The organism is Zhongshania aliphaticivorans, assembly GCF_902705855.1.
Lineage (GTDB): Bacteria > Pseudomonadota > Gammaproteobacteria > Pseudomonadales > Spongiibacteraceae > Spongiibacter > Spongiibacter aliphaticivorans_B.
Window position 1 is genome coordinate 281,747 of record NZ_CACSIJ010000014.1, and the last position, 18,810, is coordinate 300,556.

Here is an 18,810-nt window from a genome sequence, read left to right on the forward strand (position 1 = left end):
ATGGAAAACGAGAATGACTAATATGCCTTCTTTTGCATCTCTCGTCTTTCGTGGCGTGATTTAGCTGTTAATAAGAGTTAAGCATGTGCTGTCGATGTCAGCGTCATAGTATGCCATGCCTAATTTGTGTAAATACTCCATGCGCTCAGCCTTCATTAAATCTATGTCTGGTGCGCCTAAACTGCTTTCCTGATAAATCCCGGCCAAGTAGGCCATGAACTCTTCGCCCTCTTTTAAAAGTAGCAAGCTCGCTGCGCCGACGTCTGGCTTAACTTTGGCGTTTAGGTCTTCTGGCAGGTCTACGGCAAGCACCACGGGCTGTTCTTCGCCTTCAATACGCACGCTGCGGTTTCGCACGGTTTGCTCTGCCCAGTAAAAAGCCAATTCTTTACTTTGCGTTAAAAAAACCGGTTCCACTGATTCGGTATAGTCATTGCCGATGGTTGCCATGGTTTTCTTTGCGGCTTCTTTTAGCGCTTTATCGCCGGAGCGTTTTAAGCCCTGTGCTTTGATTGAGTTGACAAGCGCCGACGAGGTGCCGTGATACCAAGTGTTACTTGCAGCGAAGCCTTGTTCGCTCAATAAATCTTTAGCGTCTTTAAAAAAAGTAGGTGTGTCAGCCATATTCGAAATCACTCAATTAGTTTGAGGTAGTAAGCATTTGGAATTCTAGCGTAAAAAGCTATTCAATACTTTTGACGGGATCGTTAATGGTCATTCTATTTCATTCATAAAAAAGGCGACGCCTTTTGCAAGGGGTCGCCTTTTTTATGTGACGGAAAGTCTAGTGCCAGATATTCTGCTCTAAACTGTACCCCAGTAATGCCGAAGCGATTATCGGGGTACTTCACGTCTAAGCTAGTTCAGCTTAGTTGAACTGGTTAGATGTGTTTTTCGCGCCGCCAGCTTTAAGTGCAAGTTCACCAGCATAGTATTCTTTGTGGTCATCACCCATGTCTGAACCAGACATGTTTTGGTGCTTAACACAGGCAATACCCTGACGGATTTCTTTGCGCTGTACGCCGGCAACATAGCCCAGCATGCCTTGCTCACCGAAGTACTCTTTTGCAAGATTGTCAGTAGACAGTGCTGCAGTGTGGTAAGTCGGCAGAGTGATCAGGTGGTGGAATACGTTCGCTTCGCGAGCAGTATCTGCTTGGAAGGTCCGAATGCGTTCATCAGCGGTAGCCGCTAGCGCAGTATCGTCGTATTCAGCGCTCATTAGAGCAGTACGATCGTAAGCAGAAACGTCTTCGCCAGCTTCAACCATGGCATCGTAAGCTTGTTGACGGAAGTTTAGCGTCCAGTTGAAAGACGGTGAATTGTTGTAAACCAGTTTTGCATCTGGGTGAACTTTACGAACGTCGTCCATCATGCCTTTGATTTCGTGCACAGTCGGAACAGCAGTTTCAATCCACAACAGGTCAGCACCAGCATTGATCGCTTCGATACAGTCGAATACGCAACGCTCGTGGCCAGTGCCTTGACGGAACTGGTATAAACCAGAAGGCAGACGCTTAGGGCGAACCAGCTTGCCGTCACGGTTGAAGCACACATCGCCTTCAGCCATATCCGCTACGTCAATTTCTTCAACGTCTAGGAATGAGTTGTAGATGTCGCCCTGATCGCCGCGCTCTTTAACAACCGCGATTTCTTTAGTCAGGCCAGCGCCTTCAGAGTCAGTACGTGCAACGATAACGCCGTTATCAACGCCCAGTTCCAAGAAAGCGTAACGCAGAGCGCGCAGCTTATTGTGGAAGTCAGCGTGGGGTACAGTTACTTTACCGTCTTGGTGGCCGCACTGCTTTTCATCAGCAACTTGGTTTTCGATCTGCAGGCAGCAAGCGCCAGCTTCGATCATTTGTTTGGCCATCAGGTAAGTCGCTTCAGCGTTACCGAAACCAGCGTCGATATCAGCAACAATCGGTACTACGTGAGTAACGTGGTTGTCGATTTGATCTTGAATTTTAGCTTCTTCAGCCTTGTTGCCAGCTTCGCGAGCAGCGTCTAGTGCGCGGAACAAGCCGCCCAATTCACGTGCGTCAGCTTGACGTAAGAAGGTGTAAAGCTCACGTACCAGATCGGCAACAACGGTTTTTTCATGCATTGATTGGTCAGGCAGAGGACCGAAGGCAGAGCGCAGTGCTGCAACCATCCAGCCAGACAGGTACAAATAGCGGCGGTCAGTTTTGCCGTTGAAGTGTTTCTTAATAGAAATCATCTTCTGTTGACCAATAAAGCCGTGCCAGCAACCCAGTGACTGAGTGTATTTGGTCTTGTCTTTGTCGAATGCTGCCATATCTGCACGCATAATGTCGGCAGTGTATTTGGCGATGTCTAAACCCGTTTTGAATTTGTTCTGTGCACGCATACGTGCTGCAGATTCTGGGTTGATGGCGTCCCAGCTGCTGCCGCCTTGTTCTTTAAGAGAGGCAACTGCCTGGATGTCTGCGTCTAGAGTTGACATATATAGTCCCTATTTTGTTGCGGGTTGGGTGGTGTAATGGTGGCTAGTTTACGTGGCGCGCTTTAATTTTTCTAATTTATAGTTATTATTTCGAGTATTCATTTTGAGAATGATGTTTGCGTGATCGTCGTTAAGGATCTATATAGCTACACAAGAGATTTAGCGCAAATGAATAGAAGTGTTAACTCGGCTTAGTATAGCCTTTAATTGCGGCCATGCTATTCATGTTAAAAATATCAGTGATAATATGGATAAATTTGCAGAATTATCCTCAGCTGCTAGGATAGTCGCTTAAATTAATGCCAAATTTTGATTTTAAAAGGAGTGTTTATGTCTTCGGCCATTTCCAGAGTACAGCACAGCGGACTTCAAATTGCCGATGTACTTTATCGCCTGGTCAATGATGAAGTTGCTCCTGGTACAGGCATAAGCCCCGACAATTTTTGGGCTGCATTTGCAGAGATATTGAAAGATTTGGCGCCTAAAAATCGCGAATTGCTGCAAAAGCGTGAAAATATTCAGGCTCAGATCGACGGTTGGCACCGCGCCAATGCGGGCAAATTCGATGCCGCAGCATATAAAGCGTTTCTGCAAGAAATAAACTACCTACTGCCCGAACCAGCGGATTTTAATGTTTCTACAGAAAATGTAGATGAGGAAATCGCGACGTTGGCTGGTCCGCAGTTGGTTGTGCCAGTAATGAACGCGCGCTATGCGCTAAACGCAGCCAATGCGCGCTGGGGCAGTTTGTATGATGCGCTCTACGGCACCAATGTTATTTCAGAGGCTGACGGCGCTGATAAAGGCAAAGGCTACAACCCTGTTCGCGGTGCGAAAGTTATCGCCTATGCACGTCAGTTCCTCGACCAACACACCAGCTTGAGCGATGGCAGCCATACAGATGCGACTTTATATAGCGTTGTTGATGGTGCATTAGCGGTTACTTTGGCCGACGGTAGCGTCACAGGCTTAGAAGATCCTTCGCAGTTTGTTGGCTACTTGGGCGACGCTGCTGCGCCGACTAATATTTTGCTGATCAATAATGGTCTGCATATCGATATTCAGATTGATGACCAGCATCCTATTGGTAAAGACGATGCGGCCCGCGTGAAAGATGTGGTGCTGGAATCTGCGTTGACGACAATTCAAGACTGCGAAGACTCGGTTGCTGCTGTAGATGCAGACGACAAAGTTGAGGTTTACCGCAACTGGTTGGGTCTAATGAAGGGTGATCTTCAAGAAGCCTTTATGAAAGGCGGCAAAGAGCTAGTTCGCACGCTTGCCGCTGACCGCGTTTTCACCGCTGCCGGTGGTGGCGAAACGGTATTACACGGCCGCAGCTTATTGTTGGTGCGTAATGTTGGTCACTTGATGACGAACGGCGCGATCATTGACGCCGATGGTAATGAAGTGCCTGAAGGCATCATGGATGCCATGGTTACTGTGCTGGCAGCCATGCACGACCTTAAACAAACTGGCGCATTGCGCAATTCACGCGCGGGTAGCGTTTATATTGTTAAGCCAAAAATGCATGGGCCTGAGGAAGTCGCCTTTGCGGCGGAATTGTTCTCGCGGGTTGAAGGCGCTTTTGGTCTGGCGCGCAATACCTTAAAAATCGGCATTATGGATGAAGAGCGCCGCACCACGGTGAACTTGAAAGCCTGTATTGCGGCAGTACCTGAGCGCGTTATCTTTATTAACACCGGCTTCCTTGATCGCACTGGTGATGAAATTCACACCAGCATGGAAGCGGGGCCATTTGTTCGCAAAGCGGATATGAAGCAGCAGGCGTGGATCAAAGCCTACGAAGATTGGAACGTCGATATTGGCTTGGCCTGCGGTTTGAGCGGTCATGCGCAAATCGGTAAAGGTATGTGGGCCATGCCAGACGAAATGGCAGCGATGATGGAGGCCAAAATTGGCCATCCGCAAGCTGGCGCCAACTGCGCTTGGGTGCCTTCGCCAACAGCCGCTACCTTGCACGTAATGCATTACCACCAAGTAAATGTGTTGTCAGTGCAGGAGCAATTGGCCAGTCGTCAGCGCGCTGCACTGGACGATATTTTGACTATCCCCGTGGCGCAAAATCCAAACTGGAGCGCAGAAGAAATCCAGCAAGAGTTGGATAACAATGCTCAGGGTATGTTGGGTTATGTGGTGCGCTGGATTGATAACGGCGTGGGCTGTTCAAAAGTGCCAGACATTAACGATGTGGGTTTGATGGAAGACCGCGCAACCCTGCGGATTTCTAGCCAGCACATTGCCAACTGGTTGCGTCACGGTGTTTGTACTGAGGCGCAGGTGCTAGAAACCCTGAAGCGCATGGCGGCGGTGGTTGATCGCCAAAACGCGAGTGACGCTGACTACACACCAATGGCCGATAATTTTGACGACAGCGTGGCGTTTCAGGCGGCATTGGAATTAGTGCTGAAAGGTTGCGAGCAGCCAAGCGGCTATACCGAGCCAGTGTTGCATCGCCGTCGTATTGAATACAAAGCAAAGCAAGCGGGCTAAGTTTTAGTAAACCCCGCGTCTTGTAACAGTTCCTGTCAGTGAGGCTTGGCCCGGATTTTCCGGGCCTTTTTTATTTTGGGTGTTTATAAAATAACGTTGCCTTTGCTCGCGCCGAATGACGTTCAGTAATCGGGACGTGCTTCCGAATCAGCGTTGAATAAACCGCCTAATATAATCGCCGAAGCGCTCGTTAATCATCGCTTCACTCAGGCCAAATTCTTCGAGAGAGTATTCGTGTTTACCAAAGCGGTGCTGTTCATTATTGCTGTGCCACGCTGCCATTGATTGATAGGCGGGCTCAGTTATTTTGCGTCCGGCGCGCTCGTAAACTCGCTCGACAATACTCATGGGGTTTTCCCGCACATCCGCATAGCGAGCATCGACGATGCAGCGATCCAAGCCCAACTTGTCCCTAGAGGCGAGGTAGCGATCCATTGCCATGCCCCAGTAACGCATAACTTCGCGACCAATCTCATGCTTGTCGACAGGGGCCGATCTTAGCGTCCACATCGCACTGACAAATTTAGCCCACGAGGGAATGGTTTGCAGTGGGTCGCGATGGGTGTGCAAAATGGTGGCCTTGGGGAAGTTGGCAAGCAGCGATTCCATATGGGCGATATAGCCCACACCCTTCATCACCCATGGCCGATCTTTTCTGCCGCCGTCCTGCCATTGCAGGTATTGCACCAGTGATTTCATATAGGCAAATGGGGCAGCGCTGGGGCGGGCCATAACCCAGTCTAAATAGCTTGGGGAGAATACCATTTGATTCCAAATCCAGTCGTCAAAGGTAAACATGCCCAGTAGCCAGTCTTCGTCTACTTCTTGTTCTTCCATATGATGGGCGGCGTGAACCGCAGAGTTGTCTGTTGCTACCAAATTGGCACTGCCCGCTTGAGCAATGCGCGGATCTGGCTGACCGGGGATTGCGTCGGGAAAGGGGGCGGGATTCCATAAGCGCCAGAACGCCATTTTTTGCACACTGTCTGGCGCCGACAGAATTTTTTGCATTTTAGTGGTGCCAGAGCGACCTAGGCCTAAAACAATGATGGGATCATTAACCTGCTCTTGCAGAATTTCTGGGTGGGCACTCAGGTCTTGTTGAAATCGCAGGCGATTGACTAAGCAGCGCACAACATCTGCCTGAATACTCTCAAGCCCCTCTTGGTGGAGCGTGATATGCAGAGGGATACTATCCAGCAGTACTTTCATGGGCTCGATAAAGCCCATATCGCCAAAGCTGCGTAGACCGCTGATTTCGATTGCTTGATTTATCAGCGCATCGGGATCGAGAGCGGCAGAAATATCGGATTGGGAAAGCGTCATTATTGTGTACCTTTTCTTCATTTAGTTTAGAGCGCTGGAGCGTAGTGGCTGATAAGTCCAAATTTCGCGGATACCGGGTTCGGCTGCCAGTACGTCAGGGGCGCGATTAAACAAACTGCTGGCCGACGCCATATGCGAGGCCTCTCGCACAATCCGCACCTCCATGCTGGGTTTGCCTTTCACTTTCCAGATTAATTGTTCTACCTCATTGGGCTTAAAGTCCCTATATTCAAAACAGTTATGGAGGGTGACTCCCTCTCGGGTAGAAATATCAACATGCATTCTGGTGCCGACCACATGGCCGGCAGGTATGGTTTCATTTAGCCAGTGACTTTGGTGGTCTTCTTCCCAAATGATGGGCTCAACTTTTTCTTTTACGTCGATGACATCAAGCCCCAAGGCATCCGCCACGCACAGTGGTGGAATGATAGCGATGCCACCTAAGCCACCATTTCCGGCCACGCTTTTTTCTTCAAACTCTTTTACCGTCAAGCCGGCGCCACAAAAGCGAAGTAAGTGCACGCCTTGGCGAGCGATGTCGGTAAAGGAGGTGTGAGTCATAGATTCGATTTCAGTGTTTGGTCCTACCGACAGAATGCCGGCCCAAATCCGAGTCATATCCCATATACCGCTGCCGGTGAAAGTAACGCCATGCTCAAGGGCCAGCGTCTGAATCTGTTCTGCAATCGCGGGGTTGAGGCGGCGGGGGTTACAAGACTCTGCGCCGTGACAAAGAATGTTTGCCCCCGCAGACATTAGGCGCTGATATGAGGGGAAGTTATCTTCTAGGCGATCAGAGACCGCAACAAAGGCTAGGTCTGCGTTTAGCTGCGAGTAATTAGCTGCCTCGCAATCCTCTACTAAAAGACCGATAGGCTCCCTGCCGATGAGTGTGCCGAGATCCTGGCCCACCTTGTCGCCGGCGCGATTGTAGGCGCCGACAATTTTCCAGCCTTTGTCTAAGGCGAAGCCAGCAAGTTGCTGACCGACAAAGCCGAGGCCATATACTGCAATGCGCGGCGAGATGTTTGAAGTTTTCATGTTAGTATTTCCGGTCTTGTTAATGGGTTTTAAATTTATTGGCTTTGGTGCTTACTAATAAAATGGAAAAAGACACGCCGTATCAGCTTATTCGCCCCAATGACGCAATGCGTCGTCAACCGAAACAAGATCGATCTATCAAGGTCGTTAACGCCATTGTCGAGGCTGCGCATAGCATTTTGTTAGAACACGGTCGTGGCGCTTTATCTACAACAACGCTGGAAGTGGTTTCCGGTGTGCCAAAGTCGTCCATTTATCAATACTTCCCCAATCTCGATACTATTGTGTTTGAGGTTTATCGCCTCGTAATCAGAACGCAGCATTTAAAGGGCTATCAAGAATTTCCAAGAGATAAAGAGCACACCGTACTGTCATTTATTTATTGGTTGCTAGATTGGTCTATTGAAATTCATCGTAAAGTGCTCGAAGTTGATAAAACACTACTTGTTGAGCACAAAGGCTTTCTGGATGCTTGGCAAGAGCTAGATGTTAATATCGCCCCCGAAAGCTCTACGGAATCCTTTATTTATGAACAGTTAAAATTATGTTCAGACTTTAAACCTTCCAGTAATGATATGTTGCGTGTTCACGCCCTTGGCCGCGCAGCTCAGCTCATGGTGTATTCTTTAATTAGCGATAATATCGATTTTATTGATGATCCTGAGTTTCGTAATACCCTAGCTAAAATGTGCTACGCCATATTTGCGGACTAGATTTGGATCGCGAGATAAAATTTATTATCTTCAATATTTGAAAATAACTTACCTAATTTTATAGATGAAAGCCATATATTGTGAGTGAGTGATTTACTGGGATTGCTGTAAATCGCCCTAAAAGTTACTCTTAAATAAAAATGGTTGTTGAGGTGGTATAAAAAATCCTTATTATTCAGTGGCTTGTAATGTCTATTTGTATTCCTAAAAGCTGACCTGCATTTCCTTGTTCCACTCTCCTTGTCATTGCTATATTGATCCTCGAAATAAAAATAACTCGGACTTCTTTAAGTCGTCGTCGATATTATTCGTAAAAATTAAAAATATTTTTAGAATTTTACATTCTATTCATGTTGATAATTTCTTATTTAATTGTGTCTGTGATGGTGGTTCTGGATTGCTCCGAGGAACTTCGATGAGTTTTAACTAGATTATCAATAATAACTTTAGGTGATGTAATGACGAATCAAGCAGCAAGTGCAGAAGCTCCAGCAATGCCAGAAGCCATACCATTCTATGTTGAAGACATGCTGGCGGCAGCAAAAAGCGCCACTGGGCTTTCAGATTTTGGCGATATGGGATTTACCACGGGTTTGGAAATTTTGTGTAATTCCCTACGTAACGAAGCAAACCTCCATGAAGGTGGTGTAATCGGGCAANGCCAGGAAATACTGCGTTTATTGGTCAATCGCCTGCGCTATATCGATGATGTAAAACGTCATCCAGAAATACGCGATGAGAAAATTGTCGCACCGATTGTGGTGGTGGGGCTACCACGAACAGGAACCTCAAAATTACAGCGAGTCATGTCGGGTGACCCAGATGTGCAGCGCTTAGAAGTATGGCGTTTATTGAATCCCGCGCCATTTCCTGATGAAGAAGCTGGCAACCCAGTTGGTCGTATTGAGTTTGGAAAAATTATAGAAGATACCTTCCGCACCCAATTTCCGGGTTGGATGGCGCGTCATCCCATGGAGGCGCAAGAGCCTGATGAAGAACTCTTTATTATGGAGATGTCTTTTGAGTCAGCGGTATCGGCAATGCTGGCGAGAGCGCCGACATTTCGCGAGTTTTCGGTAAAGTGCGACCCGCGTCCGACCTACAAAATTTTGTTTGAAATGATGCAGTATTTGCAGTGGCAGGATGGCGGAGCCAAAGGCCGGCCGTGGATTATGAAGTCCCCTGTGCACATTGGTTACCTCGATATTCTGTTTGAATATTTTCCTGACGCGACGGTAGTTCATTGTCACCGCGACCCAGTAAAAACAGTGCCATCATTTGCGACAACCATTCAAGAGCTGCGTAAAACGACGACTGACGATATTGACCCTGTTGAGGTTGGGCAGGAGTGGTTTGAGTATTGGGCGTCGTTGACGGATCGCTACTTAGCGGTGCGCGACAGTCTTCCGCTAGATCGTATTGTGAATGCGAATTTCTCAGAAATATGCGATGACCCCGTCGCGGTTATTCAGCGAATTTATGAAAAAGCGGGGCGAAAAATGACGCCCGAAGCGATTGATGGATGCAAAAACTATAATGAAAGTCGCCCAGCACATCACTGGGGCGAGTATAGCTATACCCTTGAAGAGTATGGCTTAAGTGAAGATGCGATCAAGGCGCGGTTTTCTGAGTATCTGAAAATTTTTGGCTAACAACTAATACCACTCTGATTAATTGCAATTCCTGCGATTAATCAGAGCTTGGCTACCTTCATATGAATAGTTAGGAGTTGTCACAAATGATTAGTTACCAGCTAGATAGTTGGGGCGATAGCTTGCCCCTAAGCACGGAATCACCAGAATTGTGGGATGCATTAAGCGCGGCGATTAAGCAGTTACAAGGTATTGTTTGGGATGATCCTCGAATTACTGATGAGATGGCCAGAGCCGAAGGTGTGCGGTATTTAACGCGACTTGTTGCTGGCGCCATTCCCATGACAATGGAGTCGTGGAACCCAGAGTATCCCAGTTTTTTCACTTTTTTATCGTCACGTATTCAGTACGGTCTGCCGGCGGCAGACGCGCTTTATCAGTGGGCGCCGATACACGGCGACTATGTGTATCGCATCAAGGGCCGTCGCGGCACCGCGCATATGATGGACATTGAAACCCGCCAGGGGCATTTCGCCCATATTGGTGGCTGGGCCTTGTTTGATCGCTGTAGCGAATTTGAATGCGATGCCGATGGCAATATCGAAATAGTGCTCAGTAAAAACGAGCAGCCTGGCAACTGGGTGAAAATCCCCGATGGTCTTGGCGATCTAATTTTCCGTCAGTATTTCTATGACTGGATTAATGAAGAGCCTGCGCAGTTGCAAATTACCCGTGACGACGCGCATTACCCCGCGCCAGCCATTACCCCGGAGCTTATTGCCCAGCGTACTCGTTTACTTATTGATTGGTTGCACAACTTGCCGGCGTTTTTTGCTGAGCAAGTGCAGAGCTATTACCAAGACACGATAAACACGGTGCGGATTGATGAGGTATCTATCGGCTGGGCTGAGTTACGTTATGGCAAGGCCAACTACGAGTGCGAGCTTGATGAGGCCTTGATCATCGAGGTGGTGCCGCCAGAAGCTAAGTACTGGAGCATTCAGTTGTATAGCCAGTATTGGGATGCGCGGGACTGGAATCTCCGTCAAACCTCCATAAATGGTTTTCAAGCTGTACTCGGTCAAGACGGGGTGTTTCGAGCGGTAATTTCTCATGAAGACCCCGGTGTTATGAATTGGTTGGATGCGGCTAATCATCGAACGGGTTTGTTGTCGCTGCGATACTTTCGGGCGAAAACGGCACCCATACCCACAATCAGGCGGGTTAAATTGTCCGAGGTTTCTTCAATAGTCGATGACAGAAAACTGCGTATTACCACAGATCAACGAAGTGATTTATTGAGGCGGCGAGCGGAATCTGTTGTGAGAAGGGCTTGCCTTTAATTCACTATTTCTTATAAAAAATTCGGTTTAAAAATAATAGTCAAAGGAAAAATACTATGTCTTATTTAGAAAATATGTTCTCAAATAAAGGTCGCGTTGCTTTGGTGACAGGCTCGGGCACAGGTATGGGCGTCAGCTTTGCAAAAGCATTAGCGAAATCTGGGGCGACCGTGATATGCGCCGCGCGCCGTTTAGATAAAGTGGAACAAGTGGCTAAGGAGATTAACGAGGCAGGTGGTAAGGCCGTCGCGTATGCTCTGGATATCGGCAACACCGAAAGCGTTAAACAAGTATTCGATCAAGCTTACGAAGCATTTGGCGTGGTTGATATTTTGGTTAATAACGCAGGCCAGATTCAATTTAAACCCTTTCCTGATGTTGAGGATGAAGAGTGGGGAAACCTACTCAATGTAAATTTAACTGGCACCATGCGCATGGCACGAGAATTCTCGAAGCGTCTTCTTCCGTTGGATGTGCCGGGCAGTATCGTCAACATCACCTCTATCACCGGCATTCAAACCTTAAAAAATGTACCTTGCTACGGCAGTGTAAAAGCAGCCTTGAACCAACTTACCAAACAAATTGCAGCGGATATGTTCGATACTAAAATTCGTTGCAATGCCATTGCACCGGGCTATTTTATGACCGAAATGGTGGATTGGTATTTTGAAACAGAGCAAGGGCAGGCTGAAGTTGCAAGACTGCCTTCTAAGCGCATCGGCAATGTGGAGGAACTAGCAGGTACCTTACTGCTGTTGACCAGTCAGGCGTCAAGCTTTGTTAATGGCGTCATTATCCCCGTCGATTACGGTCACAATATCTTACTTGCTTAAGAGTTAGGTTTAGGCTCTTGAAATTCGGTGCAGGAAGGTTGATATACTGCCCTGCACCGGAAATTAGATCTATAAATGCACAAGCCATACGTTGCTCAGTATTGTGCTTGAGTAGATTCATTAATCATTCCCCTTATAGTGATTATTTCTAGCTTGATTGGCCCTGTATCCTCGTTGTTACTTGGCACTGGAAGTACGGTCAAAAAACGACCATAATTACCGCCGATTATAATATTTTGCGGAGCCATTACTTCCATGAATCTGTCGCGCATAGATTTAAACCTACTTGTTTACCTCGACGTTCTGTTGCGGGAGAAAAACGTTACCCGTGCCGCCGAGCAGTTGGGCATTACCCAGCCGGCCTTAAGCAACGGCCTGCGTCGTCTACGTGATTTGTTTAACGACCCGTTGTTGGTTAGAACCAGTGAGGGCATGACCCCGACTGAGCGCGCCATAGAGCTGCAGCCGCAGGTACGTAATATATTGTCCTCGGTTGAGCAGGCGGTGTTGCCGGTATCTGATTTTGAGGTGACGAAAAGTACCCGCGTATTTCGGATTATGGCAAGTGACTATGCAGAGTCGACCTTGCTGGCGCCCTTGTTATTTAAGCTGAGGGACGAAGCGCCCAATATCACGCTTGACGTTCTTACGCCCAGTGACGTTACCTTCCAAGATTTAGAGCAGGGTAAAATTGATATGGCGATCAACCGTTTTGATCGCCTGCCGCAGTCCTTCCATCAAGCTACTGTCTGGCGCGATAGCTTTTCTTGCTTGATGAGCAGTGAGAACAAGGCCTTAGATAATTTCGATATGGATGCCTTCTTGGCTGCGCCCCATATTTGGGTAAGTAAAACCGGCATGGGTGTCGGTCGAGGAATGAGTCAGCGCGACAGCCAGCGTTTGGGTTGGGTAGATGAGGCTCTGGCAGAATGTGGCCACGAACGCCAAATTCGGGTGTTTACTCGCCATTATCAAGTAGCAGCTTTGTTAGCTAAGCATCCAGATTTGATCGCCACGTTGCCGACACAGGTTGCGCGTTTGTATGATGAAGATCCCCGTCTGGCGACGCGCAAGCCGCCCTTTATGATTATTCCCATCGAGCTAAAACTGGCATGGAGTCCCTTATTACAGCATGACCCCGGCCATATTTGGTTGCGCCGCCGTATTGTTGAAGTGGGGCAGGGAATTACTAATCCCGATTGAGTTGCTGAGAACTGCGTGGGATTGGCGGCACTGAAAAACCTCGTAAGAGGTGATAGCGGCGGTGTCACTGATTCTTAGGCTGCCATCAATCTCGGAATCACTAATTTCGGCATGGCTCGCCGATATCGTCAAATAAGACCTTAATATCGGCCAATTTCCAATAAATTATGGCCCTCGCGTGACCTCGTCGGGCAAAACTGTCATGCTTGTCGGCTTATTTTAACGGGAGGCTCCCATGATTATTGCGAATGATTGCGTAGTGGCGTTTCACTACACCCTGACTGATGACAATGGCACTGAAATTGATTCTTCAAAAGGTCAGGATCCACTAACGTATCTTCACGGCCACGGCGGCATCATTCCAGGGCTTGAGAATGAGCTGGCGGGTAAAACCATCGGCGATGCGATGAAAGTCACTGTTCAGCCTGCAGATGGCTACGGCGAACTAAATCCAGAGCTGATTCAGCCTGTGCCGCGTTCCGCATTCCAAGGCGTCGATCAAATCGAAGTTGGTATGCAATTCCAGGCGCAAGGCGCTGGCGGTCAAATGCAGACTGTTGTGGTTAAAGAAGTAGATGATGAGAACGTTACCGTTGACGCAAACCACCCTTTAGCGGGTCAAGTGCTTAACTTCGATGTCAGCATTGAAGCAGTGCGCGCGGCAAGCGAAGAAGAGCTTAGTCACGGCCATGTACACGGCGCTGGTGGTCATCAGCACTAATTGCGCAAGTGTTATAAAAGAGGCCACGCGGCCTCTTTTTTTTACCTGTCATTTTTCCCAGTCAAACTCCCCCATCACCTGTCCCGTCAAATCTGGCAAGAAATCTGCTTAATTTGCTTGTAGTACTTAGCTGCCAAAATGGTCTAAGGTTAATACCGACACGCGTACAACGGAGGGATGTTTTGCCTAACGCTGTGGATACCCTGAGCGCCTTTCTTATCAAAGAGAAGCTGCCGGATAGTTATCGGGAGCAGGCAGAAAGTTGCTTTATTCCCTTTATTGAAACACTTCGCCCAATACTGGGCACAAACGGGCGCGTCCCGGTATTAGGCATTCACGGCTCTCAGGGCAGTGGCAAATCAACCCTCGCAGAATTCATTTATTGGTATCTGCATACGCAGGGTGGCTTAAATGTCGCATTGCTATCATTAGACGATTTCTATCTCACCTTGGCCCAGCGTCAGCAATTGGCAGACACGACGCATCCCTTGTTACGTACTCGCGGTGTGCCTGGCACGCATGATATTCCTTTGGCCTTGGCGACAATTACCAAGCTGCGTTCACTCGCTGCGAATCAAACTTTGAGTTTGCCACGCTTTGATAAAGCCTGTGATGATAGGGCGCCGGAATCGAGCTGGCCGACGCTTAGTGGTCCAATAGATTTAATCGTGTTTGAAGGCTGGTGTGTCGGCGCATCGCCGCAAACGTCTGCAGAGTTGGCTGTTGCGATAAATGATTTGGAGCGACTAGAGGATCTAGATAGTCGCTGGCGGCAGTACGTGAACGCTTGCTTAGCGAATGACTACCAAGCCCTATTTTCTGAATTGGATTATTTATTGATGCTGTGTGCGCCAAGTTTTGACTGTGTTGCAGATTGGCGTGGCGAGCAAGAACGCAAACTGGCCCTACGTCAGGCTGCCGGGACGATGACGCCGGGCTTGATGGATGCCGCAGGGATACTACGATTTATACAGCACTATGAGCGCCTAACAAGGCACTGCCTCGATACGCTACCCGCCACAGCTGACTGCGTAATGACACTGGGAACACAGCGCGAAATCTTGAATGTGCAGTATCAGGAGGCGAAATGACGATGGCGCTTACCCCAGATGTAATTTTTACGGACCTTGACGGCACCCTCTTAGATCACAACAACTACTCTTTTGCGGCCGCATTGCCAGCCTTGGCGCTTATAGAAGAGAAGTCCATTATCTGGGTGTTAAATACCAGTAAAACCTGTGCGGAATTAAATCCACTTTCTAAAAAACTGGGTAATCGCTATCCCTTTATTATTGAAAATGGCGCGGCGGTGGTTGTGCCTGCTGGCTGCGATTTACTGGCGAATGTAGAGATGGAGTGGGTGGATGGCGCTCGTCATAAACAATTTGCCCCCAAGCGCGGTGACATTGTTGCCTTGCTTCATGGCTGGCGGGAAGAAAAGGGCTACCAGTTTTTAGGCTTTAGTGATTTTGATGCGCAAAATTTGCAGGAAATTACCGGCTTGGATATTGCCGATGCTGAGTTGGCCCTGCAGCGCGATTATTCTGAGCCTATATGTTGGCAAGACAGTGACGAGCAATGGCAGCGGTTTAGCGAAGATCTGCGTGAGGTTGGTTTACAGGCCCTTAAGGGTGGTCGTTTTTACCACATTATGGGGCCGGCAAATAAAGGCGTGGCAATGTCGTGGCTGGTTTCTTGCTTATTCCCTACAGGGCCCGCACCACGGGTGATCGCTCTGGGTGATAGTGGCAACGACGTGGCGATGCTCGCCCTTGCGGATGTTGGTGTTGTCGTGAGGTCTGAGCATCACGAGCCACCAGAGATATCTGGTCCGAATGGCGACATCATAGTGACGGAGAAGTGCGGCCCTGCGGGCTGGAATGAGACGCTACTAGAATTATTGAAGTGATACCTTTCACAAGAGATTATTGTGCTGGGCATTTAAGCAATATTAAAAAATAAAACGAGATTTTTATGGGCGATTTTTATCAGAACGGCATTATTACTACGCTACATAATTTGGTCGATAGGTCAGTCGAAGATCTAGAGGCAGAGTTGTTAACATTTTCTAAGCGGCGGCCTATGGCATTAATTTTACCGTCCTTATATTCAGAGCTGGAAGGTACTGCGTTGACGGCCATTATTGATGAAATCGCTAAAGTCGATTACATCGATGAAATTATTATCGGCTTAGATCAAGCGAACGAAGAGCAGTACCGCCATGCATTAAAATTCTTTAGCCGATTGCCTCAGCGTCACCGTGTATTGTGGAACGACGGGCCGCGCTTACAAGCGATAGATCAGCGCCTTAAAAGTAGAGGTCTATCACCGGCAGAGCCCGGTAAAGGTCGTAACGTGTGGTTTTGTATTGGCTATATCCAAGCATCCGGTCGAGCTGAGGCAATAGCCTTACACGACTGCGATATTTTAACTTACGATCGGCGGCTGTTGGCGCAGTTGTTTTATCCGGTGGCGAATCCGGGCTTTAACTATGAATTTTGCAAAGGCTTTTACGCCCGTGTAGCAGACGGGAAAATTAACGGTAGGGTTAGCCGTTTATTGGTCACGCCATTAATTCGCTCACTAAAAAAGATATTTGGCTCATTAGATTATTTAGATTATCTTGACAGCTATCGCTACCCTTTGTCAGGCGAGTTTTCTATGCGTAAAGATGTGCTGAACGATTTGCGAATCCCAAGTGACTGGGGTTTGGAAATTGGTGTTTTGTCGGAAATGTATCGCAACTATTCAACCAACCGTTTGTGCCAAGTCGATATTGCTGACGTTTATGATCACAAACATCAGGACTTATCTGAGGAAGATGACGGCGGTGGTTTATCAAAAATGTCTATCGACATTTCCAAAGCCGTATTCAGAAAGTTGGCAACCAACGGTGTAGTGTTCAATAGCGAAACCTTTCGCTCTATAAAAGCGACCTACTATCGGGTGGCCTTGGATTTTGTCGATAGTTATCGCAATGACGCCGTGATGAATGGCTTGGATTTAGACTTGCATCGCGAAGAACAGGCAGTCGAATTATTTGCTCAGAATATTGTAAAAGCCGGTAATATGTTTTTAGAAAACCCCATGGAAACTCCCTTTATTCCAAGCTGGAACAGAGTGTGCAGCGCCGAGCCAACCCTGTTAGATGACATGATGGCTGCGGTGGTTGCAGATAATGAGGAATACTCCTGAATGGTAGATTTAGCGCCGCAGCAACATTTACGTGAACGACTCAGCGCCCATCTAGAGGTTTTGTATCCAGCCCTTGATAAGAGCGCTTTGCTAGACGAAATGATTGCTCTCATGGCGCTAGATCAACGCTGCTTTATGCCCGAGGCGCACAAAAATCTGTGGGACGAAAGTGACACGCTAGTCATTACCTATGGAGACTCAATCCTGCGTGAAGGGGAATGGCCATTACATACCTTGCACGATTTCCTGCGCAGAGAACTACGCGGTTTAATCAGCGGCGTTCATATATTGCCGTTTTATCCCTATAGCTCCGATGACGGTTTTTCAGTAATAAATTATGTTGAAGTGAACCCCTCTTTAGGCGATTGGAAAGATATCAATGCCATCGCGCGCGATTTTGATTTAATGGCAGACTTGGTCATTAACCATTGCTCCAGTCGCAGTGTGTGGTTTGAAAACTTTAAACAACGTCGCCACCCAGGCATGGACTATTTTGTAGAAGTAGACCCAGCAACGGATTTAAGCGAAGTTGTACGACCGCGCACCAGTCCACTATTAAATGAAGTGCAGACCTTAGATGGCAAACGTCATGTGTGGTGTACCTTTAGTCATGATCAAGTAGACCTTAATTTTCAAAATCCCACCGTATTACTCGAATTTGTAAAAATTATTCGTCATTACTTAGATATGGGCGTAAAAATTTTTCGACTCGACGCCGTTGCGTTTCTATGGAAAGTACCCGGCACAACGAGCTTAAATTTAGAACAAACCCACGAGGCCGTGCGCCTAGTTAGAACCTTGATTGAACACGCGGTACCTGAAGCAATAATTATTACTGAAACTAATATTCCGCTGCGAGAAAACTTGGCCTACTTCGGTAACGCCAACGAAGCACATTTGGTTTATAACTTTTCTTTACCACCGCTGTTAATTAACACCATGGTCAGCGGCAGTTGCAAGGCGCTAAAAACGTGGATGATGGGCATGCCTGCTGCGCAAGATGGCACTACTTATTTCAATTTCATTGCCTCGCATGATGGCATTGGCTTACGCCCCGCAGAAGGCTTGCTCGATGACATAGAAATTAATCAGCTAGTCACGCTAATGCAAAAGAGTGGCGGCAAGGTGTCTTGGCGGGCTTTGGCTAACGGCGAAAATCGACCCTATGAAATAAACATCAGCCTGTTCGATGCCATGCGGCGCCATTTACATCCAGACAACGAAAATGACGGCGAAGATGGTCTGCAAGAGCAGCGCTTTATTTGTGCGCACGCTTTGATGTTAGCGGTTCAGGGTGTGCCAGCATTTTATATACACAGCCTATTGGCAACCGAGAACGACGAAAATCGCGTACTCCATACCAGCCACAACCGTTCTATAAATCGTCATCAATGGGAGGCAGACGNCCTTGAATCTCAGCTAGGCACCAATAGCCATCACGCAAGAATTTTCAAAGTCCTGAAAGAGCTGATCACACTGCGCTCAGCGCAAGCTGCCTTTCATCCAAACGCCGCACAGTATCCCCTGCATTTGGGGGATCAGGTGTTTGGTATTCGTCGTGAAAGTCACAGCAGTGGCGCGGCCATTGTTGCTGTTTACAATATTAGCGCAGAGCCTCAAGAGATCTTGCTGGCAGATTTAAACCTCGATGGGTCCGCGCACTGGCTGGATATCGTAAACGACGGTGCGGATATGCGCAGTCAGACATGCCTTGTACTAGCGCCTTATGGCTACCGTTGGTTGCGTCGCTGTGACAATGTGAATGCCGTCGGTGAATAGATAATACGCTACCATTACATAAAATTTTTACCGGGGATTGGCTGTTGTAATATGGGCAATGCATTTGAACAGTATCGTTCTAA

General features: G+C 47.9%; 15 protein-coding genes. 11 read left to right on the forward strand and 4 right to left on the reverse strand.

What is annotated here, in order from left to right; all coding sequences use genetic code 11:
- Positions 1–60 precede the first annotated feature (60 nt).
- Entirely contained in the window at positions 61–624 is a 564-nt protein-coding gene (locus GVJ32_RS13375) for a hypothetical protein (RefSeq protein WP_159240601.1), read from the reverse strand.
- A 244-nt stretch (positions 625–868) separates the two neighbouring features.
- Entirely contained in the window at positions 869–2,467 is a 1,599-nt protein-coding gene (locus GVJ32_RS13380) for an isocitrate lyase (protein WP_159240602.1), read from the reverse strand.
- Between the two features lie 330 nt (positions 2,468–2,797).
- Between GVJ32_RS13380 and GVJ32_RS13385 the strand changes: the two genes are divergently transcribed.
- Positions 2,798–4,981 carry a malate synthase G gene (locus GVJ32_RS13385; protein ID WP_159240603.1) on the forward strand — a complete coding sequence of 728 codons (2,184 nt, stop codon included), beginning with the start codon at positions 2,798–2,800 and terminating at the stop codon, positions 4,979–4,981.
- Between the two features lie 147 nt (positions 4,982–5,128).
- Here GVJ32_RS13385 and GVJ32_RS13390 read toward each other — a convergent pair whose 3' ends face one another.
- Both GVJ32_RS13390 and GVJ32_RS13395 read right to left on the reverse strand, forming a co-directional pair.
- Positions 5,129–6,307: a sulfotransferase family protein gene (locus GVJ32_RS13390; RefSeq protein ID WP_159240604.1), complete on the reverse strand. Its 1,179-nt coding sequence runs from the start codon at positions 6,305–6,307 to the stop codon at positions 5,129–5,131.
- A 21-nt stretch (positions 6,308–6,328) separates the two neighbouring features.
- Complete coding sequence (locus tag GVJ32_RS13395) at positions 6,329–7,348, reverse strand: NAD(P)H-dependent amine dehydrogenase family protein (protein WP_159240605.1); 1,020 nt, start codon at positions 7,346–7,348, stop codon at positions 6,329–6,331.
- A 62-nt stretch (positions 7,349–7,410) separates the two neighbouring features.
- Here GVJ32_RS13395 and GVJ32_RS13400 point away from each other — a divergent pair, with 62 nt between their 5' ends.
- The 10 genes from GVJ32_RS13400 (at position 7,411) to GVJ32_RS13445 (ending at position 18,727) form a co-directional block, all read left to right on the forward strand.
- Positions 7,411–8,061, forward strand: a complete 651-nt coding sequence (locus GVJ32_RS13400) for a TetR/AcrR family transcriptional regulator (RefSeq protein WP_159240606.1) — start codon at positions 7,411–7,413, stop codon at positions 8,059–8,061.
- Positions 8,062–8,636: 575 nt separating this feature from the next.
- On the forward strand, positions 8,637–9,713 hold the full coding sequence (locus GVJ32_RS13405) for a sulfotransferase family protein (protein WP_435808086.1): 1,077 nt from the start codon (positions 8,637–8,639) through the stop codon (positions 9,711–9,713).
- An 86-nt stretch (positions 9,714–9,799) separates the two neighbouring features.
- Positions 9,800–10,996 carry a DUF1214 domain-containing protein gene (locus tag GVJ32_RS13410; protein ID WP_159240608.1) on the forward strand — a complete coding sequence of 399 codons (1,197 nt, stop codon included), beginning with the start codon at positions 9,800–9,802 and terminating at the stop codon, positions 10,994–10,996.
- Positions 10,997–11,052: 56 nt separating this feature from the next.
- On the forward strand, positions 11,053–11,829 hold the full coding sequence (locus GVJ32_RS13415; RefSeq protein WP_159240609.1) for an SDR family NAD(P)-dependent oxidoreductase: 777 nt from the start codon (positions 11,053–11,055) through the stop codon (positions 11,827–11,829).
- 255 nt (positions 11,830–12,084) lie between these two features.
- On the forward strand, positions 12,085–13,032 hold the full coding sequence (locus tag GVJ32_RS13420; protein WP_159240610.1) for a LysR family transcriptional regulator: 948 nt from the start codon (positions 12,085–12,087) through the stop codon (positions 13,030–13,032).
- A gap of 235 nt (positions 13,033–13,267) precedes the next feature.
- Entirely contained in the window at positions 13,268–13,753 is a 486-nt protein-coding gene (locus GVJ32_RS13425) for an FKBP-type peptidyl-prolyl cis-trans isomerase (protein ID WP_159240611.1), read from the forward strand.
- Positions 13,754–13,935: 182 nt separating this feature from the next.
- Complete coding sequence (locus GVJ32_RS13430; RefSeq protein WP_159240612.1) at positions 13,936–14,844, forward strand: phosphoribulokinase; 909 nt, start codon at positions 13,936–13,938, stop codon at positions 14,842–14,844.
- On the forward strand, positions 14,841–15,662 hold the full coding sequence (locus GVJ32_RS13435; protein WP_159240613.1) for an HAD-IIB family hydrolase: 822 nt from the start codon (positions 14,841–14,843) through the stop codon (positions 15,660–15,662). The genes GVJ32_RS13430 and GVJ32_RS13435 overlap by 4 nt, the downstream gene beginning before the upstream one ends.
- 65 nt (positions 15,663–15,727) lie before the next feature.
- Entirely contained in the window at positions 15,728–16,948 is a 1,221-nt protein-coding gene (locus GVJ32_RS13440) for a glycosyl transferase (protein WP_159240614.1), read from the forward strand.
- Positions 16,949–18,727, forward strand: a complete 1,779-nt coding sequence (locus GVJ32_RS13445) for a sugar phosphorylase (RefSeq protein ID WP_159240615.1) — start codon at positions 16,949–16,951, stop codon at positions 18,725–18,727. It abuts the gene before it with no gap.
- Positions 18,728–18,810: the final 83 nt, after the last annotated feature.

Excerpts from the sequence above, each read along its gene's own strand:
- GVJ32_RS13400 (WP_159240606.1), top strand. The coding sequence starts at position 7,411 with ATGGAAAAAGACACGCCGTATCAGCTTATTCGCCCCAATGACGCAATG.
- GVJ32_RS13415 (WP_159240609.1), top strand. The coding sequence starts at position 11,053 with ATGTCTTATTTAGAAAATATGTTCTCAAATAAAGGTCGCGTTGCTTTG.
- GVJ32_RS13385 (WP_159240603.1), top strand. The coding sequence starts at position 2,798 with ATGTCTTCGGCCATTTCCAGAGTACAGCACAGCGGACTTCAAATTGCC.
- GVJ32_RS13380 (WP_159240602.1), bottom strand. The coding sequence starts at position 2,467 with ATGTCAACTCTAGACGCAGACATCCAGGCAGTTGCCTCTCTTAAAGAA.
- GVJ32_RS13375 (WP_159240601.1), bottom strand. The coding sequence starts at position 624 with ATGGCTGACACACCTACTTTTTTTAAAGACGCTAAAGATTTATTGAGC.
- GVJ32_RS13420 (WP_159240610.1), top strand. The coding sequence starts at position 12,085 with ATGAATCTGTCGCGCATAGATTTAAACCTACTTGTTTACCTCGACGTT.
- GVJ32_RS13440 (WP_159240614.1), top strand. The coding sequence starts at position 15,728 with ATGGGCGATTTTTATCAGAACGGCATTATTACTACGCTACATAATTTG.
- GVJ32_RS13390 (WP_159240604.1), bottom strand. The coding sequence starts at position 6,307 with ATGACGCTTTCCCAATCCGATATTTCTGCCGCTCTCGATCCCGATGCG.
- GVJ32_RS13425 (WP_159240611.1), top strand. The coding sequence starts at position 13,268 with ATGATTATTGCGAATGATTGCGTAGTGGCGTTTCACTACACCCTGACT.
- GVJ32_RS13435 (WP_159240613.1), top strand. The coding sequence starts at position 14,841 with ATGACGATGGCGCTTACCCCAGATGTAATTTTTACGGACCTTGACGGC.
- GVJ32_RS13410 (WP_159240608.1), top strand. The coding sequence starts at position 9,800 with ATGATTAGTTACCAGCTAGATAGTTGGGGCGATAGCTTGCCCCTAAGC.
- GVJ32_RS13395 (WP_159240605.1), bottom strand. The coding sequence starts at position 7,348 with ATGAAAACTTCAAACATCTCGCCGCGCATTGCAGTATATGGCCTCGGC.